Below are 20,926 nucleotides of genomic sequence, written 5' to 3'. Positions count from 1 at the left end.
CTGTAAAGCGTTGCCCCGGGGGCTGGCAAGGGGCGTCCGGCGGGCTTCAGGCCGGGCGCACCCGGGGGCCCAGCTCGCCATCACAGGTGACCGTCTGCAGCAGCCGGGGCAATATATAGAGAGTGTCGTCGCGTTGCGCGTCGAGCTGGCGCCAACTGTCGCGGTCCAGTTCCACTTCGAGCATCCCCTCGCCCCATTCCGCGGGCTCCAGTTCCACCGTCACGGTGCCGCCGAACACGCTGCGCCCGGCCAGGGTGACCGGCAGGCGGGCCACCTCGGAGGGGCTTTTCGACAGGGCTGCTTCGTGGGGACGCAGGTACAGGGTCAGGGCGCCGTCGGGGCAGGCGCCCTCGGTATCCAGACGCAAAAACGCCTCGCCGGCACGCCAGGTCTGGCCGTCGTAATGACCTTCCAGGGCGTTGATGTGGCCGAGAAAGTCGAACACGAAGCGGCTGGCGGGTTGCTCATAGACCTGCAGCGGGGTACCGATCTGCTCGATGTGGCCCTGGCTCATCACCACCACCTGGTCGGACACCTCCATCGCCTCTTCCTGATCGTGGGTCACGAAGATGCTGGTCACCGAGATCTGCTCGTGCAGGTGCCGCAACCAACGCCGCAGCTCCTTGCGCACTTTCGCGTCGAGGGCGCCGAACGGCTCGTCCAGCAGCAGCACTTCCGGCTCCAGGGCCAGCGCCCGGGCCAGCGCCACGCGCTGCTTCTGGCCGCCGGAAAGCTGGGCCGGGTAGCGCCCGGCCATGGTGTCCATTTGCACCAGCTCCAGCAGTTCCCTGACGCGCGCGCGAATGCGATCACGGCCGGGGCGCTCGCCGCGCGGCAGCATGCGCAGCCCGAACGCGACGTTGTCGGCCACGGTGAGGTGGCGAAACAGGGCGTACTGCTGGAACACGAAGCCGACCTTGCGGCGGCGCACATCCAGGGTGGTGACGTCGCGGTCCTGGAAGAACACTTGGCCGTGATCCGGTTTTTCCAGGCCGGCGATGATGCGCAGCAGCGTGGTCTTGCCGGAACCGGACGGACCCAACAGGCCGACCAGCTCGCCATGGGGCACGTTCAGGGAAATATCGTCCAGGGCGGTGAAGGCCCCGAAGGTCTTGCGAATGTCGTCGACGCGGATGCTCACGCTGTCTCCCCTTGGGCCACGTTCAGTTTGCCGCGCTGACGCCATTCCAGCACGGTCTTGAGAAGCAGGGTCAGCAGCGCCATGGCGGCCAGCAGGCCGGCGGCGGTGAAGGCGCCCACGGTGTTGTAGTCCTCGTTGAGCATTTGCACCAGCAGTGGCAGGGTCAGGGTATCGCCGCGGATCAGCCCGGACACCACGCTCACCGCGCCGAACTCACCCACCGCCCGGGCGTTGGTCAACACCACGCCGTAGAGCAGCGCCCAGCGGATTTTCGGCAGGGTCACGTACCAGAATGTCTGCCAGCCGGACGCCCCCAGCAGCACCGCCGCTTCCTCTTCGTCCTGGCCCTGGGATTCCATCAGCGGGATCAGCACCCGCGCCACGTACGGGCAGGTCACGAACACCGTCACCATGACGATGCCGGGCAGAGCGAACATCAACTGCACGCCCAGGCCGTCCAGCCATTGACCGACCACGCCCTGGGTGCCGTACACCACCAGATAGCACAGCCCCGCCACCACCGGCGACATGGCGAAGGGAATGTCGATCAGGGTGATCAGCAGCTTGCGACCGCGAAACTCGTAGCGGGTGACGCACCAGGCCAGCAGCACCCCGAACACCAGATTCACCGGCACCGTGATCAGGGCCACCAGCAGGGTCAGTTTGATGGCGCTGATCATGTCGGCACTGGTCAGATTCCGCAGCACCATGGTGGCGCCCTGGGAAAAGGCCTGGGCGAAGATCAGAACCAGCGGCAGCACCAGCATCAGGGTCACCGCGGCGAAGGCGGCGATAACCAGCGCCCATTGGTGCCAGTGTCGGGGCATGAAACGGCTCCCAGCGGGGGTTGCGGTAAGGAGCCCCGATTCTATATTCCGAGGCGCCAAAATAAAGCGCTTATTTGCCGGCCAGGGCCACGGCCGGGCTGATCCGGCAACAAAAGGTTACATTTTGATACATCCGTACCCGTCCGGGCCGCGTACTCCCCGTTGGGAGCGCGGCTTCCGATCCGCATCGGCGTTTGTCGGTGCCACCTAAAACGGTAAAGGAGTGACGGGATGAAACCCGAAAACAAAGGGATGTTCTGGCTGACACCGCTGGCCATCGCGATAACCCTGGCCGGCTGCGGTAGCAGCAGCGACAACAACCGCGGCGACGGCACGCCGAATGTGGGCACGGCCCTGCTGGTGATGCACAACGGCGGCGGCAGCGTCGGGCAGGTGGATCGCCTGGACGACAACCTCAATCTGGTGGGCAGCTTCGACAGCGACGCCAACGAAGGCATCGCGCTGGATCTGCTCGGCAACCTGTACGCTGCCAACGACGCCGGCGGCGCCCCCGGCAATCTGCAAGTGCTGGCCGGGCTGGCCGATCGCACCGGCGACGCCAGCGATCCGACGCTCGACCGCGACTTGCGCGCCACCGGCGCCATGACCTTGAAAGGCATCGCCATTGCCCATCGCGCCGGTCTGGTGATGGCCGCCAACGTCGGCGGCAGCAGCGTCGAGGTGTTCGGCTCCGCCGCCGGCGCCAACGCCGACCCGCTGGCTTCCACGGCGTTGCCCGGTGACACCTGGGATCTGACCTACGACGAAGACGAAGATCGCCTGTTCCTGGCGATGACCAACGGCACCGTGCTGGTGGTGGACGACTATGTGGCCGGCGGTTTCGATGCCACTGGCGCGCGCACCATTACCCCCCATGACGGCAGCACCGTGGCCAACCTGCACGGCATCGCCTATCAGGCCGACAGCGACACCCTGGTGGTCACCGACGTGGGTGACGCGGCCATCGCCGACGACGGCAAAGTCTATGTGATCAGCGACGCCAGCAGCGCCAGCGGCACGGTAACGCCGGCACGCCGTCTGGCCGGCCCGGCCACCGGCCTGGGTAATCCGGTGGATCTGATTCTGGATGACGACACCGCCTACATCGCCGAGAAATCCAACGACGCGGTGCTGGTTTACGCGAACATCTTTTCCGGCGACTCCGGTGACGTGGCCCCGGACAGAACCGTGGACAGCGTTAAGCCGGAATCCCTGGCGCTGATCGTGGATTACCAGCCGCGCCCCGACCTTTCCGACATCGTTGACGCCGACGACGTCGACTTCAGCGCGGTGGCGGTAACCAGCAATCCGCCGCTGCCCGGTGACCCGGACGTGGTGTTGTTGACGCCGGAGTTGAACGCGCAGATCGGCGGTTTCACCGTGGGGCAATCCCTGGAGAGCATCAGCTTCAATCAGGTCGGCGACGCCTATCTGAGCACCGACGACGGCAGCAACATGAACGGCGGTCTGACCGTGGTGAACCGGTTGGATCAGCGCGATGGCGAAAGCTTCGATCTGGCCCGGGATCGCACGCTCACCGGCGCCGGCACCGGCCTGGTCAGCCCGAAAGGCTTCGACATCGCCGATCAGCTCGGCTGGGTTCTGGTCACCGACAACGGCGATCCGGCGGTTCGCGTGTTCGGCACCCAGGCCGGTGGCGACGCCGCGCCGCTGTTCACCACCACCCTCACCGTGGCCCCCTGGGATCTGGACTACGACGCCGCCGGCGACCGCCTGTATGTGGCGCTCACCGACGGCACCGTGGCGGTGTTCGATGACTACAGCAGCGCCCACGGCGCGGCCGGTCCGGATCGCGTGATCGTGCCCGCCATCAGCGGCGCGGCGGTGAGCGCGCCCACCAACCTGCACGGTATCGTTCATGTCGCCGATGGCGACCGCTTGATCGTCTCCGACGTGGGCAGTGGCGCCATCGGCACCGACGGCAAACTGTATGTGCTCGACGATGCCAGCAGTGCCGACGGTCTCACCGAGATCGCCATCCGTATCGACAACGGCGACAACAACACAGTGGGCAATACGCTGCTGGGCAACCCGGTGGACATCGCCTTCGATGGCGAGGACCTGTACGTGGCCGAGAAGTCTCAGAATCGCGTGCTGCGTTTCGACGACATTCTTGAATCCACCGGTGGCGATGTGGCGCCGTCGGCGATGCGGGCGCAGAACGCGCCGGAATCGCTGGTGCTGATCGCCGACTACCTGGCCCGCTCTCCGCGGTGACCCCGCGCGGCCCGGCGTTGACACGGCCTTCTCACGCCGGGCGCTTTACTGGGGAGTCTCTGAGCCACGCCTCGGAGGCTCCCTTATCCTTAATGACGCGCGGGCCCGCCATGGAAGACGCCGACAACGATCTTGAACTCGGAAACGACCTGTTGCTTGCCTGCGCGCGGGGCGAACGGCAGGCTTTTCAGCGTCTTTATCAAAGAGAGGCGCCGCGAATGTTCGCTCTCGCCCGCCGGTTGACCGGCGAACACGGCCTTGCCGAAGAGGCGTTACAGGATACTTTCGTGCAGGTATGGACCCAGTCGCACCGCTTCAAGCCGCAACGTGGCAGCGCCCGCGCCTGGTTGTACAGCCTGTTACGCAACCGGATCATCAGTTTGCATCGCCAGGCCCATGGACATCGCTTCGAGCCTCTGCCGGACCAGGACTGGCCCGACCCGGGCCCGTCACCGGAGCAATGTTCCTACGCGGAAAGCCAGCGCCTGGCCATGATCGAGTGCTTGCGTCGTCTTCAGGGCGACCGCCGCAGCCCGATTCTGATGGCCTTCTATCACGGGCTCAGTTACGAGCAGATCGCCGACCGTCTGGCGGTGCCCCTGGGCACCATTAAAAGTCGGATTCGCGCTGGCCTGAGCCGGCTTCAGGAGTGTCTGCGGCTATGATTCCCGACGATCCCCATGATCAACAGCTGCTGATCGCCGAGTATGTGCTCGGGCTGTGCCGCGGCGAACAGAACGACGAAGTGGAACGCTGGCTGGAGCGCGACCCGGACGCGGCCGCCATGGCGCGGCAGTGGCGCGAGCATTGGGTGGCGGCGGTGGAGCTGCTCGACCCGGAGCGGGTGCCGGCGCGAATCTGGCGTGAGATACGCCGGCGTACCGGCAACGATGAGCCATGGTGGCGGCGTGGTTGGGGCAGCGCGCCGTTGTGGCGCTCGGTCAGTGCCGCGCTGGCGGTGACGGTGCTGGTGCTGGCGCTGGTGCCGGCCGGGCCGGCACCCGTGACGTACACGGTGGTGTTGCAGGCGCCCGGGGAAGCGGCCAAGCCCGGCTGGCGGATCACGGTCTCCGCGGACGGCGATCTCAATCTGACGCCGCTGGTGGAAAGCCGTTATCAGCCGGACCGCAGTGTGCAGTTCTGGACTCTCGCCGACCCGGCGCAGGGGCCGCGCTCACTGGGCCTGATTCAGCCGGGCCATTCGATTACGATTCCCGCCAGCCGCATCGGCGACGTGCAGCCCGGCCAACTGTTTGAGCTGACCCTGGAACCGCGCGGCGGCTCCCCGGCCAGCCGGCCCACCGGCCCGGTGTTGTTCATCGGCCGAGCGGTGGAGATTTAGAGCACGGTTTTCAGTTTTCAGTTTTCAGTGTTCAGTTTTCAGTGTTCAGTTCGTTGCCCGGATCTCCGACCGTAACTGAAAACTGAACTAACCCCCCTGCCAACGGCGGGTCAGCCGCGACTGGATGATCTGGATGCCGAACAGCAGAATCAGAGAGGCGATCAGGATGATCGAGGCCAGCGCACTGGCGGCAGGGAAGTCGTATTCCTCCAGGCGAATGTTCACCAACAGTGAAATGATCTCGGTCTCGAAGGGCATATTGCCGGCGATAAAGATCACCGCGCCGTATTCGCCCAGGCTTCGGGTGAACGCCAGGGCGGTGCCGGTGAGCAGGGCCGGGGTGAGCTGTGCCATCACCACTTTGAGAAAGCTCGCCATCGGCGTGGCACCCAGGGTGGCGGCGGCTTCTTCCACGTCCGGGGTGAGGTCTTCCAGCACCGGTTGCACCGCGCGCACCACGAACGGCAGGCTGGTGAAGCTCATCGCGATCATGATACCCAGCGGCGCGTAGGCCACCTTGATACCAAATACCTCGAAGCCCTGGCCGAGCCAGCCGTTGGCGGCGAACAGCGCTGACAAGGTCAGGCCGGCCACCGCGGTGGGTAAGGCGAAGGGCAGGTCGACCAGCGCATCCATGATGCGCCGGCCGGGAAACCGGTAGCGCGTCAGCACCCAGGCCAGCAGCAGGCCGACCACCGCGTTGATCACGCTGGCGCCGGCGGCGGACAGCACCGTCACCTTGAAACTGGCCAGGCTGCGCGGGTTGGTGATGACCGACCAGTAGCGCTCCCAGGTCATGTCCGAGACGTGCAACGCCAGCCCGGACAGCGGCACCAGGATCACCAGGCTGATAAACAGCACGCTCAGCGCGAAGCTGAGCGTGAAGCCGGGCAGCACCGAATGGCGGGTGCGCAGAATGGCCATCAGGGCTGGCCCTCGCCCGGGCGGCTGGTGGTGGTACCGCGCGGGTCGTTCAACGCAGGCTCCGCGCCTTGACCTGAAGCTGGTCCAACACGCCGCCGGAGGCGAACTGCTGCTCTTGGGCTTTCTCCCAGGAACCGAAGAAATCCTCGACCTTGAGCAGTTTCACCGGCGGAAACTGGTCTTTGGTTTCTTCCACCACCTTCTTATTGTGCACCCGGTAATTAAAGGTGGTCAGCAGGCGCTGGGTGTCTTCGGCGTAGAGGTAATCCAGATAGGCGGTGGCCACTTCGCGGGTGCCTTTTTTGTCCACCACTTTGTCGACCACGGTGACCGGGAACTCGGCCAGCACCGAGGTTTTCGGCACCACCACTTCGTAGTCGTCTTCACCGTACTGCTTACGAATGTTGTTGACCTCGGATTCGAAGCTGATCAACACATCGCCGATGTTGCGCTCCACGAAGGTCACGGTGGCGCCGCGCCCGCCGGAGTCGAACACGCTCACGTTGGAGAGCATTTTCGCCATGTAATCGCGGATTTTCCCCTGGTCGTCGCCAACGCGATCCTGGGTGGCCATCCAGGCGGCCAGATAGGTATAACGGCCGTTGCCCGAGGTTTTCGGGTTGGGGAACACGATGCTTACGTCATCGCCGGCCAGATCCTCCCAGCCCTGGATGTTCTTCGGGTTGCCCTTGCGCACCAGAAAGGCGGTGGTGGAATAGTACGGGCTGGAATTGTTGGGCAGCCGTTTGTTCCAGTCCGCCGGGATCAGATTGGCTTTGTCGTGCAGCACGTTCACGTCGGTGACCTGGTTAAAGGTCACCACGTCCGCATCCAGGCCCTGCATGATCGCGCGCGCCTGCTTGGATGAGCCGGAGTGGGACTGCTTGATGGTCACCTCTTCGCCGGTCTGTTCTTTCCAGTGCGCCTGGAATTTCGGATTGATCGCCTGAAACAACTCGCGGGCGATGTCATAGGAACTGTTCAGCAAGGTCTGCTGAGCGGTGGCAAGCGACGCTACGGAGAGCAGCGCAATGGTCAGCCAGACACGCATATCGGGCTCCTTCTTATAAGAGACAAATGGGAAAACGCCAGTTTATATAACCATTGGGCTAAATAAAGCGCTGGCTTAGAGCGTTTTGGACAAAGCAAACAAGTAAAAGCAGTAACCGCGGCGGCACCGTCGCGCACCATCATGCGCTCACCAGCAGGCCGCCGCGCAGCGAGTTGGGCAGAGCCTCGAGAATCTCCACATCGACGAACTCGCCGATCAGGTCGATGTCGTCACAGGCGAAATTCACCACCCGGTTGTTCTCGGTGCGGCCTTTGAGCTGACCCGGGTCTTTCTTGGAGAAGCCGTCCACCAGAATGCTCTGAGTGGAGCCGGCCATGCGCCGGGAAATCGCCATGGCGTTCTGGGTAATGCGGGTTTGCAGGATGCGCAGGCGTTCCTTTTTCACCGCCAGCGGCACATCGTCGGGCAGGCTGGCGGCGGGGGTGCCCGGGCGGGCGCTGTAAATAAAGCTGAACGAGGTGTCGAAACCGATATCGGCGATCAGCTTCATGGTGGCTTCGAAGTCGGCCTCGGTTTCGCCGGGAAAACCGATGATGAAATCCGAGCTGAACGAGATGTCCGGGCGGATACGCTGCAAGCGGCGCAATTTGGATTTGTACTCCAGCACCGTGTGGTTGCGCTTCATCATCGCCAGAATGCGGTCGGAACCGGACTGCACCGGCAAATGCAGATGGCTGACCAGCTCCGGCACTTCTTCATAGACCTGGATCAGCGCATCGGAAAACTCCACCGGATGGCTGGTGGTGTAGCGGATGCGGTCAATGCCCTCGATGTCGCGGATCAGCAGAATCAGATCGGCCAGATCCAGGGTCTCGCCGCTGGCGCCGGTGCCGCGGTAAGCGTTCACATTCTGGCCGAGCAGATTGACTTCGCGCACGCCCAATTCCGCCAGGTGGCGGATTTCATCGAGCACCGGCTGCACCGGGCGGCTGATTTCCTCGCCACGGGTGTAGGGCACCACGCAGAAGGTGCAGTATTTGGAGCAGCCTTCCATGATCGATACGAACGCGCTGGGGCCGTCCACGCTGGGTTCGGGCAGGCGGTCGAATTTCTCCACTTCCGGGAAACTCACATCGATGGCCAGGGCGCGGCTGCTGGCGGCCTGCTGGATCAAGCCGGGCAGGCGGTGCAGGGTCTGTGGGCCGAACACCACGTCCACGTAAGGGGCGCGATCGCGGATCGCCGAGCCCTCCTGGCTGGCCACGCAGCCGCCCACGCCGATGATCAGCTCCGGGTTGCGGTCCTTAAGGCGTTTCCAGCGGCCCAGCTGATGGAACACCTTTTCCTGCGCCTTTTCGCGAATCGAGCAGGTGTTGAGCAGCAGCACATCGGCCTCTTCCGGGTTGTCCGTGGGCTCCAGGTCGTGGCTGCTTTCGAGCAGATCCTGCATGCGCGCGGAGTCGTACTCGTTCATCTGGCAGCCGTGGGTCTGGATAAACAGCTTGCGTGACATCGGTGACTGACCTCCGGGCCCGCCGGCGGGCCCGTGTGCTTCGAAGAAATGGGGCGCGAATTATAGCGCCGGCCCGCCGCGACTGCGACCATCGGCGGCCGGCTGGCGCGACAAAACGCCGCAACCGGGTTCATGTTGCTGGCGCCGGCGAGCCGCTATCATACGCCGCCTCACGCCCCGACACGGAGATCCGATGCAGCTTCTGGCGCGTTTCCTGACCTTGTGCTGGTTTGTTGGCCTGGCCGCTTGCGAACCGGCGCCACCAGACCTGCCGGTGAATGACCGGCTGGGCGGCGATTTCACGCTGACCGACCAGGATGGGCGGCCCTGGGGGTTGGGCGACGCCCGTGGCCGGGTGGTGATCCTGTTTTTTGGCTACACCCACTGCCCCGATATCTGCCCGGCGACGCTGGCGCGGGTCGCTCAGGTGCAACGGCATCTGCGCGAACAGGGCGCCGCCGGGGCGGTGCAGCCGGTGTTCATTACCTTCGACCCGCAGCGTGATACCGCGCAGCATCTCAAGGCATATCTGCCCTGGTTCAAAGCCGATATCATCGGCCTGACCGGCAGCGACGCCGATATTCGCGCGGTGGCGCAACGCTACGGCGTGGTGTTCCTGAAAAGCGGGGCGGCGGATCGCTACGACTTCACCCACAGCGACTTTATTTATCTGCTCGACGCGCAGGGCCGGGTGCGCAAACTTTACCCGGCGGATTTCAACATCGACGAGGTGGTCAATGATGTTCAAACACTTCTCTGAATCGCTGAGCGCGCTGGCCTTGCTGGCGCTGGCAAGCACCGCCCACGCCGGCGAGGTGACCGTCAGTGGTGCCTGGCTGCGCGCGGTGCCGCCGGTGTCGCCGACCATGGCCGGCTATTTTGAGCTGAACAACGACTCCGACAGCGCCGTTACCCTGAACGGCGCCAGCGCCGATTTCGCCGGCATGGCGATGCTGCACGGCACCGAAACCAAAGCCGACGGGCAACGCTCGATGACCCATGTCGACGCAGTGACGCTCAAGCCCGGCGAGTCGGTCACTTTCGCGCCCGGTGGCAAGCACCTGATGCTGATGAAACTGTCCACGGTGCCGCCGTCCGGTGAGGTCCGTGATATCTGTCTCACCTTCACCGACCACGACGACCTGTGCGTGCCGTTTCAAGTCCGCCACAACGATCCCAATCGTTAATGAAAACCTGCCGCGCGCTGGCTCTGCTGGCGTTGCTGCTGGCGCCGCTGGCCGGCGCCGATTGCCATGGCCTGGCACCACCGCGGGCGGTGCCCGTGGCGGCTGGGGATCAGTGGTCGCTGGCGACCTTGAATCTCTGGCGGTTGCGGGATGCCAGCAAGGACGCCCGCTTCGATGAGCCGCTCAGTGAACCGGTTTACCGCCGCCGGCTTGACGCCCTGGCCGGCTATCTGTTGGACACCTTGCGCGCGCCGCCACTGCTGGCACTGCAGGAAATAGAAAACCGCGCGATTCTGGATGCGCTGATCGAGCGCGTGGTCGCCGCCGGCGGTCCCCGGTATCAGGGTGTACTGATCGAAGGGCACGATCCGTCGGGCATGGATGTGGCCCTGCTTTACCGACCGCCGGTGGCGGTGGGGGCGGTGCGCGCGCTGTTCTCCTCCAGCCGTTATCGCGGCCAACCCTTGTTCAGCCGCCCGCCGCTGGCAGTAAGCCTGAAGCAGCCAGTGGAGGCCACCGTGGTGGTGGTGCATCTGCGTAGCGCACGGGATCTGGGGCGCAAAGCCTGGGTGGCGGAGAAAAGACGTCGCCAGGCTTCCGCTCTTGGTGACTGGATCGCCGCGCGGCGCGGCGCCTTGATCGTGGCCGGCGATTTCAACAGCGCCCCCGAGCCGGGACTGTTCGGCGAGCCCTGGCGGCTGATCGGCGCCAGCGGCCTGTACGACAGCTGGCAGCGGCTGGATCGCGACGAACGTTACAGCTTTCGCCACCGTTGCCAGCCCCAGGCGCTGGATCACATTCTGATGTCCAAAACCCTGCTGCCGAAGTTGCGGGCGGTGGCGGTAAGCCGGGGCAACGCCGGGCGTTACGACCGCCTGTACGGCAGCAACGGCACCGAGGTGGTGTCCGATCACGATGCGCTGGTGGTGTATTTTCAGAAATAAGCGGGGCGGGCGCTGAAGGGTTGTCCGGCTGCGCCGGTTCGTGATTAAGGATCGCTCCCACAGCGGCGTTGTTAAAGGCGCTGGCACGCAACACGCTTTGCGCTGCGCGCAACACGCAAGGTCAAAACCCGAGGCCAACGGTTTTGATTTTAATGTGGGAGCGGTCCTTGACCGCGAAGAGGGCTCTGTCGGATCAGCCTCGTCTTCGGCTCGGTTTCCGCTATTTCGCGAACAACCATGGAAGGCGTTGCCGGGTGACGAGGGAAAGTTAAAAAGCACCGCGGAGCCTGCTTGCGTTTTCCAGCGAGGACCAGGGAGGGCCCCACGGTGCGAAAGGGTCGGGCGGAGCGGGCTCCGCCCTGAATCAGCGTATAGGGTGTTACAGGTTGAAGGTGTAGCTGACGACGAACTGCAGGTCGTCTTCGTAGGTGTCATCGGTGTCCTGATCGACGATCTTGGAGATGCCGAACGCGAACTGATCGGTGAGCGCGTAGCTGAGATCAACGTGGGTGTACTGCAGCGACGTATCGTCGAAGTCGTAGTAGCCCACTGCACCGGTGATCTTGTCGTAGGTGTAGCTCAGCGCGTAGTAGTTGTCCTTGTTGTCGGACTGCGCGGCGCCGTGGCCGTAGTCGCCCACGCCGATGTAGGCGTCGGCGCCGAAGCCGGCGTAGCCCGCGCCAAGGTGAACTTCACCGAAGTCGCAATCGTCTTCGTCGTTACCGCCACACGCGGCGTTGCCGGGGCCGGAGTAGTTGTAGTCGATGTAGCTGATGTCGTAGCTGAAACCGCCATCGGTCTCGCCACCGAAACCGGCGTACAGGTCGTATTCGGTTTTGTCGTTTTCGGAGCTGGTCCAGGCGCCGGCGTAAAGACCGCTGGCGTGGGCGTAGTCCAGGCTGCCGAAGATGGTGCCGCCCTGAAACAGGGACTGACCACGCCACAGGTATTGGCTGGACATCCCCAGGCTGCCACTGATTTCCGCGGAAGCCAGCGCGGGCGCCACGGAGGCGGCGACGGCGGCGGCGATAACGGCGTGTTTCAATCCCAGTACTTTTTTCATGTGCAACCCTCTTTGCAAATGGCAAGTTGTGCTTTGTTGTGCGCTCCTGGCGCACTGGCCGGGGAGGCTGTGACGGTATAAAGCAGGGAGCGTGCCAATTTCATAAAGCCCCGATATTTCGGGGCCTGAGGGAGGAGGGCGGGGAAGGGAAACGCAAAAGAAGGGTAAAATCGGGAGGGCCGGTGCGCCGATGTGGTGCGGCGCACCGAAATGGGGCTCGAATCAGTGGCAGTCCCAGTCCACCGGCACCGCGTCGGCGCGGGAGCCGTCTTCGCCGCGCACCTCCAGGCCACACTGATCATTGTTGCGGGTGAAGTTGACCCGGTAGTTGCCACCGGCTTCGGTGCTGAACTGAGCGGCGACCTTACAGCGGTCCCGACCCATGTTGCCCTGGCGTTTATTGAGCACCACGCCGACCCGGGTGTTGGGGCTGGCGGCCACCGTGGTGGTCACCTCACCCGCTTTATTCATGGTCTTGATCACCTCATCGAACGCTTTGCTGTCGAACGGTTTTTGCGACAGCGCGGTGTCGGTGGCGCGGAAACCGGCACCGGGCACACAGACCATTGGCTGGGCGGCAAGATTGTTACTGGTGAAGGTGACGGTGGCGGTGTCGCCCCCGGCGGGGGGCTGGTACTGCATAACACTGCAACCGCTCAGCAGAGCGAGAGAAATCAAAGCATATTTTTTCATGATGGCAGGTCCTCATATCCGTTACCGCAGTGTAGAGATGCAAGAGCGGGGCCACCAGTCTGGTGCACGGCGCCCAGGCTCAGGGCACGGCCGGGCCGGTCCCCTTGAACCAGTGCCGCACGGCGTCGCGCTGCAGCGCCTGTCGCCGTTCGCCCGTCGGCAGCCAGTTGCCGGCGTTGGCGGTGAGTGCCAGCAGAAACTCGAACAGTGGCAGATGCTGGCGCAGCACCCGTTGCTGGCGGTGGTCGATGATGGGATTGAAATAACCGAAGAAGTCGAACATCTGGCGGGGGTTTTTGCGCACCCACAGCCAGGAGCCCATTTCCAGGGTGAAGGGCAGGAACAGACGTTGCGGGTGTCGGGCGCGGGCCTCGTCGTAGAGGTAATCCCAGAGGTCGCCGTGGGTGGTGTAGTTCACCGATTGCGGCTCGATCAGATAGGGATGGTGGTGCGGGTAGGTCTGTTCGAACACCTGCTTAAGGCGAAACACCTCGGCGAGATGATCGATCGGCTGATGGCTGCGCGCGTAACAACACCAGAGCCGGTCACGGCGGCCAAAGCCACTGTGGCAGTCCACGCTGAGCGCCACCGGCGCGCTGAGCAGCTTGTCGCGCACTACCTCGACCAGGGCCTGGGCCTCCGCTTGCATCGGTTCACCGGCGCGCCCCCGGTACCAGGGCAGATGGCGGCTGATGCGGTGGCCGCCGACTAAAAACGAGACCTTGCCATCCGCCTGCACCGGCGCGTTGCGCATCAGGTCGACGCCATTGGGGTTGGCGCGGGTGCGCCGCCACAGGCCGGCCGGGTTGACCATCGGCATGAACACCAGCCGCACCCGTTCCAGCCGCCGGACCAGCTGGTCGTCCCATTGCAGCCGGTGAATCAGGCTGTGCAACCAGGACAGGATCACCTGGGTGCCGATCCGTTCGACGCCGTGCACGCCGGCGAAAAAGCCGATCACCGGGGCGCCCGGCGAGCGGCTGCCCATTTCGATCACGGTCACCGGCAACGACAGCGCGCCCTGCGCAACGTGCAATACCTGGCTGACGCGCAAATGCCGCGCGCCCTGGTGGAGCAGGGTGTCGAGCTGGATTTGTTCGGGCAGATGCCGGCGCAGAGCCGTGTCCGTGTCTTGCATTGAAAGCCTGTCCACGCTGGGTCGCAGGGCCGGGGCGGTGGCGCGGAAGTGTAGCGCGCGCCGGTAACGATTTTGTGACAGAAGGCACCGGGCGTGTCATTCAAGCGTGATCAAACGGTCAGCGTGTTGTCACGGGCCTGGACCACGCTGAGCCTGTGTGTAGGCCAGGACTGATCCGCCGTGACGCCACAATCCGCTTGCCCGTTTGCTTGCCTGGATACCGGTGATCTGCTGCTGTTCGCGGGCAGGGGCGTCACCAGTGCGGTGATCCGCCTGTTCACCGGCAGCCGCTGGAGCCACATCGGTATGGTGGTGCGTCTGCCGGGGGTGGTGGAACCGCTGGTGCTGGAATCCACCGGTTTGAGCGAATCCGCCGATCTTCACCTGGGCCGGCCGGTGGCCGGCGTCGCGCTGGTGCCACTAAGCCGCAAGCTGCAAGACTACCCCGGCGAAGTGGCGGTGCGTCGTTGGCAGGGGCCTCCCCTTCGGCCGGCGCAGCGGCGTTTGGTGGCGCGGCTGGTGACCCGGTTGCTGCACCGGCCGTACAAAAATTTTGTGTTGTGCAACGTCCGCGATTTATTGAGTGGTTTTACCCGCGCTCCGGATCGGCGCGGCTGGTTCTGTTCGGAGCTGGTCGCCGAATGCTACCGCCGGCTGGGCTGGTTGCCCCGCGATGCCCGGGTCAGCGGTTTCGTACCGGGTGACTTCGATTGCCCCGGGCTGCGCTTGCTCGGTGGCGGCCTGTCCGCCCCACAATTACTGAAGGCTAAATCCAGCGCCGCACTTTCTGACGGTAACGCTGCCAATCCGCCCCGAAGCGTTGCTGATGAAACTGCTCTTCCGCGGCGATCACGTGGGTTTGCATGACCCAGATCACCGCCACCAGCATGATCAGCATGCCCGGGCTGGCCAGCGTCAGCGCGCAGGCCAGGTTGAGCAGCGCGAAGGCCAGGTAGATGGGGTTGCGAGTGAGCCGGAACACACCGTGGGTAATCAGCGTGCGGGCGGCGCGGTGGGGCATCAGGGTGGTGCGGTGGCGGATGAACTCCAGCAGCGCGGCCGCCAGCAGCAACACCGCGAAGCCGGCCAGCACCAGCGCCAGAATCCGATCACCGGGAAAGCGGGGCAGTTGCCAATGCAGTGCCTGATCCACGCCATAGCCGACCAGGATGCCGCCCAGGTGCAACAGCGGCGGGGGAATACGGACGTCCGGATGCGGTGGTGGCACTTCTTCCTGGGCCATGCGCATGTCTCTCGTTGTCAGTGGAAAAAAGCTGGGTTATGGTAATTCACATCCCGCCCTTGCGGGAGTGATCGCGATCCTAAAGCTGAAAGCTGTACCAGCACACCGCCGGTAAGCAGTAAACAACGGCGGCGGATAAGCATCGCTCTCGCATTTCCGCCGCCCATGTGCCATCAACGCCAATAACGTTAGGGGACACGCATGGAAGATCGCGCGGCCAGCTTCAACACCGTAACCGCAGCCTCAACCTCCCACCAGGGCAAACCGGACTCCTCGCCGAAGACCTACGTTCTCGACACCAACGTGCTGATTCACGATCCCAATTCGCTGCTCAACTTTGAAGAGCATCGCATCACCATTCCGATGACCGTGCTGGAGGAACTGGATCGTCTCAAGACCGGAAAATCCCACACCGCCGCGGATTGCCGCGCCGCCATCCGCCAGATCGATGGCATTCTCGGGCAGGCCTCGCCGGCGGAGGTGGAAGCGGGCATTCCCATTCAACGGGGTGAAAATCATACCCAGGGTTCGCTCACGGTGATGATGCCGCGGACCAGCCGCCAGGCGGCGGCGCTGCCGGAGCATCTTAACGACAACCGCATCATCAACGATGTGGTGGCGATGAAGATGGCCGACCCCGATGGCTGTTACGTGCTGGTCACCAAGGACATCAACATGCGCCTTAAGGCGCGCGCTTGTGGCATTGACGCGGAGGATTACCACAACGATCAGCTGGTGTCGGACATCCGCCAACTGACGCGCGGTTATTTCGAGGTGCCGGGCTCGTTCTGGGACCGGGTTACCGAGGTGGAAACCGAACAGCACGGCGCCGAGACTCTGCACCGTCTCTCGCACGGACTGCTGGTCAGCGAAATACTCGGCGAGGAGGTCTACCCGAACCAGTTCATTATCGATGAGCACGGTTTCGTGGCGCGCATTGTCGAGGTCGGCGAAGGAGTGGTGACCCTGCGTCACCATAAGAGCGAGTCGTTGATGGAACAGCAGGCGTGGGGGCTCAAGCCGCTCAATCTGCAGCAGGCGATGGCGCTGCAATTGCTGCTTGATCCGGACATTCACCTGGTCACGCTGACCGGCGCGGCGGGTTCCGGCAAGACCATTCTGGCGCTGGCGGCGGCCATTGAGATGACCGTGGAACAAAAGCGTTTCAACAAGATCATCGCCACCCGCTCGACGCCGCCACTGGCCGAGGAACACGGCTTTTTGCCGGGCACCGAGGAAGAGAAGATGGACCCCTGGCTGGGAGCCATCAACGACAACATCGAAGCACTGCACCTGAACGACGAGAACCCGGCCGGCAGCATCCAGTATGTGAAAGAGCGCGCCAACATCCAGTTCAAGGCGCTCAATTACATGCGCGGACGCAGCTTCCAGAATGCGCTCATTCTGATCGACGAAAGCCAGAACCTGACGCCTCACCAGATGAAAGCGATCATCACCCGCGCGGGCGAGGGCTCCAAAGTGGTCTGCCTGGGCAACCTGGCGCAGATCGATACCCCTTACCTGTCACCCACCAGCTCGGGGCTCACCTACATGACCGAACGCTTCAAACAATTCGTGCACGGAGGTTCCCTGCAGCTTAACGGCGTGCCCCGTTCGTTGCTGGCGGAATACGCGGAGACGTGGTTGTAGGCGCGGCCTTCGGCCGCGGAACAGGGGCCAGGCAAAGCCTTGCCGGGTGAGAGACTTCTGCGAAGGGACGAGTTGCAAGCGACAAGCCGCAAGCCACAAGCCAGAAAAGCGCGAGGTCTGATGTTTTTTTGTAGCTTGTAGCTTGTAGCTTGTCGCGGCGCGGGGGCTTTGCCCGCGCCTGTTCCCTGTTCCTATCCTTCCAACGCCCCTTCCAACACCCCCATGCACGCGTCGCTGTCGTAGAAATCACCCAGCGCCTGCTCCACCAGCGGGGCGAGGATGTTTTGCTGGTGGAGTTGCGCGGCGCCGCTGGCCAGGGCCGGGGCGAGCACCTTGATGCGCGCTTTGCTGGTGGTGCCCATGGCTTTGAGCAGCGCCGGCAATGTCCATTGTGTCAGCGATTGCACGGCGGCGTGGATGCCGGCGGCCACCAGCTGGCGGCTGTATTGCAAATGCGTGGCTTCGTCGGCGATGGCGCAGGCGTGCGGCGTGATGTCCTTGGCCAGGCCCGCTGGCGCCAGTTTGATGGCGTCCGCCGGACGCATTGTGGCCAGGCGCCGATAGCCATCGCGGGACAATTCAGCGATGCGTTCATTGGTCAACTGCCGGTTAAGCCATTGTTCGCCGGTCTTCAGCGTGGCGCGGATATTGTGGCGCAGATAGACGCGGATGCTTTCCTCCAGCCCACCCATCGCCTTGCCGACGCTCTTGCGGCCCAGTTTCATCATGCTGCTGACGCCGGGCAGTTTGGCCAGCGCGTTTTCTTCAAGCAGAAAATTCTTGATGCCGGTGTAGAGCATCTCGCTGACCATTTCGCTGACCAGGGGATGATTCAGGCACGCATGAATGACGCGCTCGCGGAGCTTTTGCAGGCGCAAACCCTGCTCAAGAAGCGCCTCGAAATGCGCTTCACTGAGCAACTCGCCCACGCGGGTGTCGTCGTCTTCGGCGCAGCGCAGCACCGCCTCGCTGACGTCGATGATCACCGGCTCCAGCGCCGTGGTGGTGTTCAGATTGGCCAGCCACTCATCCACCACCCCGGCAATGACCTCGGCGTTCACCAGGCCGCCCAGCGGTTGTTTACCCAGGATGTGGACGCCGTCGGTCAGTTGCGTTTGCCAATAGCTTTTTTCCTGCAGCCGTTGGCAGGCGTGGGAGACATGGGCCTGTTTCAGGGCTTGAGCCAGCTCCGATGCATTCATGGAAAGTGGTGCCTCGTGTCGGGTCAGGGGGATGCGCGGAACGACGCGGGGAACAAAGAGTGCCCAGTTTATGGATCCAGGGCAAAAGCGCTGGAACGTCGCCGCGTTGAAAAGGTTATCTCGGGCGCGCTTATCTTGGATGAAAAAAGGAGCGGATCATGACGCAGTGGCGACGCGGAGCGGCGGCGCTGGCGCTAATCGGTCCGGGCATGAGGGCGGGCGCATCAGGGTAGTGGAGGGAGGGTTGATGCGCCCCATCGGCGTTACAGCGGTGTGCTGTCGACCTGGTCGGGATAGGCCTGGCGCCAGTGCTCGAAGCCGCCATCCAGGCTGACCACGGCGGTGAAACCCTGGGCGGCCAGATAGTCGCTGGCGGATTGGCTGGAGTGGCCGTGGTAGCAATACACCACCAACGGCTGATCGCGACGAGTGCTGGCGAGGAAATCATCCAGGTTGTCCTGGGTCAGCGGCCGGGCGCCGGCAACCCTGGCCTCGTCGTGGCTGGCGGGGTCGCGTACGTCAACGAACAGGGCCTCGCCCCGTTGCAGTATTTCCAGCCCCTGTGGCGGGGAAATGCATTCTGCCATGGTCTGTTCTCAGATCGGCCGGCTGTCGGCGACCAGCGCCTGGTCCGGGTATTCGCAGGTCAGTTTCATGCCGATCGCTTCTTCCAACTGCGGCAGCAGGAAGGCATCGTCCTCGCAGGCGAAGCTGATCGAAACACCGCTGGCCCCGGCCCGGCCGGTACGGCCGATCCGGTGCACGTAATCTTCCGGGTCCTCCGGCAGATTGTAGTTAATCACGTGCGACACCCCTTCGATATGGATGCCCCGGCCGGCGACGTCGGTGGCGATCAGTATCTGCAGATCGCCGGCGCGGAACCGCTCCAGGGTCTTGAGGCGTTGGTTCTGCGGCACGTCGCCGGAAATCAGGGAGACCCGCAGCCCCTTCTTCGCCAGCCGGTCGTTAAGGCGCCGGGTGATGTCGCGGCGGTTGGCGAACACGATCACCTTTTCCATGCTCTCGCCCTGAATCAGGTTGTAGAGCAGGTTGAACTTTTCATCGGTGGCGGTGATATAGACTTTCTGATCCACGGTTTCGGTGGTCACCCGGGTGGGTTCGATCTCCACCACGGCGGCTTCTTCGGTCCAGCGGTGCGACAGCGTCATCACGTCGTCGTTAAAGGTGGCCGAGAACAGCTGGGTCTGGCGGTAGCGGTTGTGCGGCGTCATCCGCACGATGCGCTTCACGTCCGGAATAAAGCCCATGTCGAGCATCCGGTCCGCTTCGTCGAGCACCAGGGATTCCACCCGGTCCAGCCACAGGTCGCGGCGCTTGGCGAAATCCAGCAGGCGGCCCGGAGTGGCTACCAGGATGTCGATCAGCCGGGTCTGAAGGCGCTCCTGCTGCCTATTGAAGTTCATGCCGCCGACCACGCTCATTACCTGCAGATCGGTGTGGCCGGCCAATTGCCGTGCGTCTTTCTCGATCTGCATGGCCAGCTCCCGCGTCGGCGCGACGATCAACGCCCGCGGCTCACCGGCGTAACGGGGCACCTGAATCGGATTGCGCAGCAGGTCGTTGATCATGGTGATCAGAAAGGCGGCGGTCTTGCCGGTGCCGGTCTGGGCCCGACCGATGGCGTCGGCCCCGGCCAGGGTTTTTTCCAGAACCTGGGCCTGGATCGGCGTGCAGTACTGGAAGCCGGCGTCGGCAATGCCGCGCATCAGGGCGGGCTCCAGATCGAAATCGTGAAAGCGGGTCTCGCCCTCTTTCTCGGGCACCTGAAACTGCTCCAGGGTCCATTCGCTGTTGGTGTCGTTGGGCATCGATTCGCTCAGTCTGGGGTCGGCTGCAAAAGCGTGGCGCACGGTGTCGGGCACCCAGTGTATAAAAAGCGGCCAGCGGTGTCAGAGGATAATGCCGTCGTGGTGGCCGGTCGCGGGCTATTGTAGCGCAAGCGCGCCGGCGGGTCGGAGACCGCTCAACGCTTTGCTGTTTATGCCGCGCGCGGAACCCGGGTCACGGTGGCGTTCCGGGGCTTCAGTCTGCGCGTCCGTCGCGCCGGACGCCAGTCCTGTTCAGCCGAACACCAGCAGACGGTTATTGGCGGGCATCTCGTGGGTGGCCAGTAAGCCCAGGCGATGGCCGGTGAATTCAGCCACCACCCACTCCTGATCGCGCAGCCCCATGGCCAGATCCCGCTGTTTAAGATGCAAATCAAAACGGCGGTTGCTGTCGCTGGTGTAGTTGCCGGCCTGGTTGAACGGGCCGTAGACGAACACCCGGCCATCGGGGCGCAGATGCGCGGCCATTTGCCGGATACAGCGGCGCACCAGGGGCTTGGCCATAATATGGAAAGTGTTGGCGGTGTAGATGTAGTCGTACTGCTGCTCGGGCCAATGCCCCTCGGCGCGCAGGATGATCGCGGCCTGCAGATTGTCCGCCGGGCTGCTGTCCAGACGATGCTGCAGCCCGGGCAGATTTTCCGGTTGTTCGCCGGGTCGCCAGCGCACCGAGGGGAAACGTTGCGCCAGCCATACCGCGTGCTGGCCGGTGCCGGCGCCGAACTCCAGCAGATCGCCGGCGCGCAGGTAGTGGGCCAGCACTTCGGCGATCGGCCCCTTGTTGCTTTCGGCGGCCTGGGAAAAGGATGCGGTCATGGGGTCAGCCTTTGCCACTGCTTCACGGAAATAAACCCGTGGACGCTCTCGCGCCCCGGGGCGGACGCGCCGATGGAGCCACGTCTCGCTTCTGGGCTGAGACCGCGGCGATCGGAAAGGGTGCCCGAGACAGGGGCGTTTGGCCG

The 20,926-nt window shown here is 63.9% G+C and carries 21 protein-coding genes; 8 read left to right on the top strand and 13 right to left on the bottom strand.

What is annotated here, in order from left to right; translation table 11 throughout:
* Positions 1–46: 46 nt before the first annotated feature.
* The gene (locus CGS25_RS14860) at positions 47–1,141 is read right to left on the bottom strand and encodes a sulfate/molybdate ABC transporter ATP-binding protein (protein WP_101675943.1); all 1,095 of its coding nucleotides are present in this window, start codon (positions 1,139–1,141) and stop codon (positions 47–49) included.
* Positions 1,138–1,968 (bottom strand): sulfate ABC transporter permease subunit CysW, encoded by an 831-nt coding sequence (cysW, locus tag CGS25_RS14855; protein WP_101675942.1) that lies wholly within the window; start codon positions 1,966–1,968, stop codon positions 1,138–1,140. The genes CGS25_RS14860 and cysW overlap by 4 nt, the downstream gene beginning before the upstream one ends.
* Positions 1,969–2,199: 231 nt before the next feature.
* Here cysW and CGS25_RS14850 point away from each other — a divergent pair, with 231 nt between their 5' ends.
* From CGS25_RS14850 to CGS25_RS14840, 3 genes are all read left to right on the top strand, one after another.
* Positions 2,200–4,206, top strand: coding sequence for an NHL repeat-containing protein (locus CGS25_RS14850; RefSeq protein ID WP_101675941.1), 2,007 nt, complete (start codon positions 2,200–2,202; stop codon positions 4,204–4,206).
* Positions 4,207–4,298: 92 nt separating this feature from the next.
* The gene (locus CGS25_RS14845) at positions 4,299–4,871 is read left to right on the top strand and encodes an RNA polymerase sigma factor (protein ID WP_089031222.1); all 573 of its coding nucleotides are present in this window, start codon (positions 4,299–4,301) and stop codon (positions 4,869–4,871) included.
* On the top strand, positions 4,868–5,548 hold the full coding sequence (locus tag CGS25_RS14840) for an anti-sigma factor (RefSeq protein WP_101675940.1): 681 nt from the start codon (positions 4,868–4,870) through the stop codon (positions 5,546–5,548). Before CGS25_RS14845 ends, CGS25_RS14840 begins: the two co-directional genes overlap by 4 nt.
* Positions 5,549–5,635: 87 nt before the next feature.
* Here CGS25_RS14840 and cysT read toward each other — a convergent pair whose 3' ends face one another.
* The 3 genes from cysT to miaB all read right to left on the bottom strand — a co-directional run bounded on the left by cysT (position 5,636) and on the right by miaB (position 8,997).
* Positions 5,636–6,472, bottom strand: a complete 837-nt coding sequence (gene cysT / locus CGS25_RS14835; protein ID WP_101675939.1) for a sulfate ABC transporter permease subunit CysT — start codon at positions 6,470–6,472, stop codon at positions 5,636–5,638.
* Between the two features lie 49 nt (positions 6,473–6,521).
* Positions 6,522–7,523: a thiosulfate ABC transporter substrate-binding protein CysP gene (cysP, locus tag CGS25_RS14830; protein ID WP_089031225.1), complete on the bottom strand. Its 1,002-nt coding sequence runs from the start codon at positions 7,521–7,523 to the stop codon at positions 6,522–6,524.
* A gap of 139 nt (positions 7,524–7,662) precedes the next feature.
* Complete coding sequence (gene miaB, locus CGS25_RS14825; protein ID WP_101675938.1) at positions 7,663–8,997, bottom strand: tRNA (N6-isopentenyl adenosine(37)-C2)-methylthiotransferase MiaB; 1,335 nt, start codon at positions 8,995–8,997, stop codon at positions 7,663–7,665.
* A 193-nt stretch (positions 8,998–9,190) separates the two neighbouring features.
* Here miaB and CGS25_RS14820 point away from each other — a divergent pair, with 193 nt between their 5' ends.
* The 3 genes from CGS25_RS14820 to CGS25_RS14810 are packed head-to-tail and all read left to right on the top strand — an operon-like array spanning position 9,191 to position 11,128.
* The gene (locus CGS25_RS14820; protein WP_101675937.1) at positions 9,191–9,757 is read left to right on the top strand and encodes an SCO family protein; all 567 of its coding nucleotides are present in this window, start codon (positions 9,191–9,193) and stop codon (positions 9,755–9,757) included.
* The gene (locus tag CGS25_RS14815) at positions 9,735–10,184 is read left to right on the top strand and encodes a copper chaperone PCu(A)C (protein WP_101675936.1); all 450 of its coding nucleotides are present in this window, start codon (positions 9,735–9,737) and stop codon (positions 10,182–10,184) included. Before CGS25_RS14820 ends, CGS25_RS14815 begins: the two co-directional genes overlap by 23 nt.
* Positions 10,184–11,128 (top strand): endonuclease/exonuclease/phosphatase family protein, encoded by a 945-nt coding sequence (locus tag CGS25_RS14810; protein WP_101675935.1) that lies wholly within the window; start codon positions 10,184–10,186, stop codon positions 11,126–11,128. Before CGS25_RS14815 ends, CGS25_RS14810 begins: the two co-directional genes overlap by 1 nt.
* A gap of 379 nt (positions 11,129–11,507) precedes the next feature.
* Here CGS25_RS14810 and CGS25_RS14805 read toward each other — a convergent pair whose 3' ends face one another.
* From CGS25_RS14805 to CGS25_RS14795, 3 genes are all read right to left on the bottom strand, one after another.
* Positions 11,508–12,191, bottom strand: coding sequence for a TorF family putative porin (locus CGS25_RS14805; RefSeq protein ID WP_089031230.1), 684 nt, complete (start codon positions 12,189–12,191; stop codon positions 11,508–11,510).
* A 222-nt stretch (positions 12,192–12,413) separates the two neighbouring features.
* The gene (locus CGS25_RS14800) at positions 12,414–12,884 is read right to left on the bottom strand and encodes a hypothetical protein (protein WP_089031231.1); all 471 of its coding nucleotides are present in this window, start codon (positions 12,882–12,884) and stop codon (positions 12,414–12,416) included.
* A 79-nt stretch (positions 12,885–12,963) separates the two neighbouring features.
* Positions 12,964–14,022, bottom strand: a complete 1,059-nt coding sequence (locus CGS25_RS14795; RefSeq protein WP_101675934.1) for a M14 family zinc carboxypeptidase — start codon at positions 14,020–14,022, stop codon at positions 12,964–12,966.
* 180 nt (positions 14,023–14,202) lie between these two features.
* Between CGS25_RS14795 and CGS25_RS14790 the strand changes: the two genes are divergently transcribed.
* The gene (locus CGS25_RS14790; RefSeq protein WP_089031233.1) at positions 14,203–14,889 is read left to right on the top strand and encodes a C40 family peptidase; all 687 of its coding nucleotides are present in this window, start codon (positions 14,203–14,205) and stop codon (positions 14,887–14,889) included.
* Here the strand turns inward: CGS25_RS14790 and CGS25_RS14785 are convergent.
* Positions 14,789–15,271 carry a methyltransferase family protein gene (locus tag CGS25_RS14785; protein ID WP_232802429.1) on the bottom strand — a complete coding sequence of 161 codons (483 nt, stop codon included), beginning with the start codon at positions 15,269–15,271 and terminating at the stop codon, positions 14,789–14,791. The two genes, CGS25_RS14790 and CGS25_RS14785, sit on opposite strands and share 101 nt — an antisense overlap.
* Before the next feature lie 195 nt (positions 15,272–15,466).
* On the opposite strand from CGS25_RS14785, the gene CGS25_RS14780 reads away from it, so the two are divergent.
* Entirely contained in the window at positions 15,467–16,915 is a 1,449-nt protein-coding gene (locus CGS25_RS14780) for a PhoH family protein (protein ID WP_089031234.1), read from the top strand.
* Between the two features lie 191 nt (positions 16,916–17,106).
* Here CGS25_RS14780 and CGS25_RS14775 read toward each other — a convergent pair whose 3' ends face one another.
* The 4 genes from CGS25_RS14775 to CGS25_RS14760 all read right to left on the bottom strand — a co-directional run bounded on the left by CGS25_RS14775 (position 17,107) and on the right by CGS25_RS14760 (position 20,780).
* Positions 17,107–18,117, bottom strand: a complete 1,011-nt coding sequence (locus CGS25_RS14775) for a hypothetical protein (protein ID WP_101675933.1) — start codon at positions 18,115–18,117, stop codon at positions 17,107–17,109.
* A gap of 263 nt (positions 18,118–18,380) precedes the next feature.
* On the bottom strand, positions 18,381–18,704 hold the full coding sequence (gene glpE / locus CGS25_RS14770; protein ID WP_101675932.1) for a thiosulfate sulfurtransferase GlpE: 324 nt from the start codon (positions 18,702–18,704) through the stop codon (positions 18,381–18,383).
* A 9-nt stretch (positions 18,705–18,713) separates the two neighbouring features.
* A complete protein-coding gene (gene rhlB / locus CGS25_RS14765) occupies positions 18,714–19,946 on the bottom strand; it encodes an ATP-dependent RNA helicase RhlB (protein WP_089031238.1) in 1,233 nt (410 codons plus the stop codon).
* Between the two features lie 252 nt (positions 19,947–20,198).
* On the bottom strand, positions 20,199–20,780 hold the full coding sequence (locus CGS25_RS14760; protein WP_101675931.1) for a DUF938 domain-containing protein: 582 nt from the start codon (positions 20,778–20,780) through the stop codon (positions 20,199–20,201).
* Between the last annotated feature and the right edge of the window lie 146 nt (positions 20,781–20,926).

Source organism: Alloalcanivorax mobilis, from assembly GCF_002864685.1.
Taxonomy (GTDB): domain Bacteria; phylum Pseudomonadota; class Gammaproteobacteria; order Pseudomonadales; family Alcanivoracaceae; genus Alloalcanivorax; species Alloalcanivorax mobilis.
This window is presented reverse-complemented; position numbering and strand designations above follow the sequence as displayed.

Excerpts from the sequence above, each read along its gene's own strand:
- cysW (WP_101675942.1), bottom strand. The coding sequence starts at position 1,968 with ATGCCCCGACACTGGCACCAATGGGCGCTGGTTATCGCCGCCTTCGCC.
- CGS25_RS14850 (WP_101675941.1), top strand. The coding sequence starts at position 2,200 with ATGAAACCCGAAAACAAAGGGATGTTCTGGCTGACACCGCTGGCCATC.
- CGS25_RS14845 (WP_089031222.1), top strand. The coding sequence starts at position 4,299 with ATGACGCGCGGGCCCGCCATGGAAGACGCCGACAACGATCTTGAACTC.
- CGS25_RS14840 (WP_101675940.1), top strand. The coding sequence starts at position 4,868 with ATGATTCCCGACGATCCCCATGATCAACAGCTGCTGATCGCCGAGTAT.
- cysT (WP_101675939.1), bottom strand. The coding sequence starts at position 6,472 with ATGGCCATTCTGCGCACCCGCCATTCGGTGCTGCCCGGCTTCACGCTC.
- cysP (WP_089031225.1), bottom strand. The coding sequence starts at position 7,523 with ATGCGTGTCTGGCTGACCATTGCGCTGCTCTCCGTAGCGTCGCTTGCC.
- miaB (WP_101675938.1), bottom strand. The coding sequence starts at position 8,997 with ATGTCACGCAAGCTGTTTATCCAGACCCACGGCTGCCAGATGAACGAG.
- CGS25_RS14820 (WP_101675937.1), top strand. The coding sequence starts at position 9,191 with ATGCAGCTTCTGGCGCGTTTCCTGACCTTGTGCTGGTTTGTTGGCCTG.
- CGS25_RS14815 (WP_101675936.1), top strand. The coding sequence starts at position 9,735 with ATGATGTTCAAACACTTCTCTGAATCGCTGAGCGCGCTGGCCTTGCTG.
- CGS25_RS14810 (WP_101675935.1), top strand. The coding sequence starts at position 10,184 with ATGAAAACCTGCCGCGCGCTGGCTCTGCTGGCGTTGCTGCTGGCGCCG.
- CGS25_RS14805 (WP_089031230.1), bottom strand. The coding sequence starts at position 12,191 with ATGAAAAAAGTACTGGGATTGAAACACGCCGTTATCGCCGCCGCCGTC.
- CGS25_RS14800 (WP_089031231.1), bottom strand. The coding sequence starts at position 12,884 with ATGAAAAAATATGCTTTGATTTCTCTCGCTCTGCTGAGCGGTTGCAGT.
- CGS25_RS14795 (WP_101675934.1), bottom strand. The coding sequence starts at position 14,022 with ATGCAAGACACGGACACGGCTCTGCGCCGGCATCTGCCCGAACAAATC.
- CGS25_RS14785 (WP_232802429.1), bottom strand. The coding sequence starts at position 15,271 with ATGCGCATGGCCCAGGAAGAAGTGCCACCACCGCATCCGGACGTCCGT.
- CGS25_RS14780 (WP_089031234.1), top strand. The coding sequence starts at position 15,467 with ATGGAAGATCGCGCGGCCAGCTTCAACACCGTAACCGCAGCCTCAACC.
- CGS25_RS14775 (WP_101675933.1), bottom strand. The coding sequence starts at position 18,117 with ATGAATGCATCGGAGCTGGCTCAAGCCCTGAAACAGGCCCATGTCTCC.
- glpE (WP_101675932.1), bottom strand. The coding sequence starts at position 18,704 with ATGGCAGAATGCATTTCCCCGCCACAGGGGCTGGAAATACTGCAACGG.
- rhlB (WP_089031238.1), bottom strand. The coding sequence starts at position 19,946 with ATGCCCAACGACACCAACAGCGAATGGACCCTGGAGCAGTTTCAGGTG.
- CGS25_RS14760 (WP_101675931.1), bottom strand. The coding sequence starts at position 20,780 with ATGACCGCATCCTTTTCCCAGGCCGCCGAAAGCAACAAGGGGCCGATC.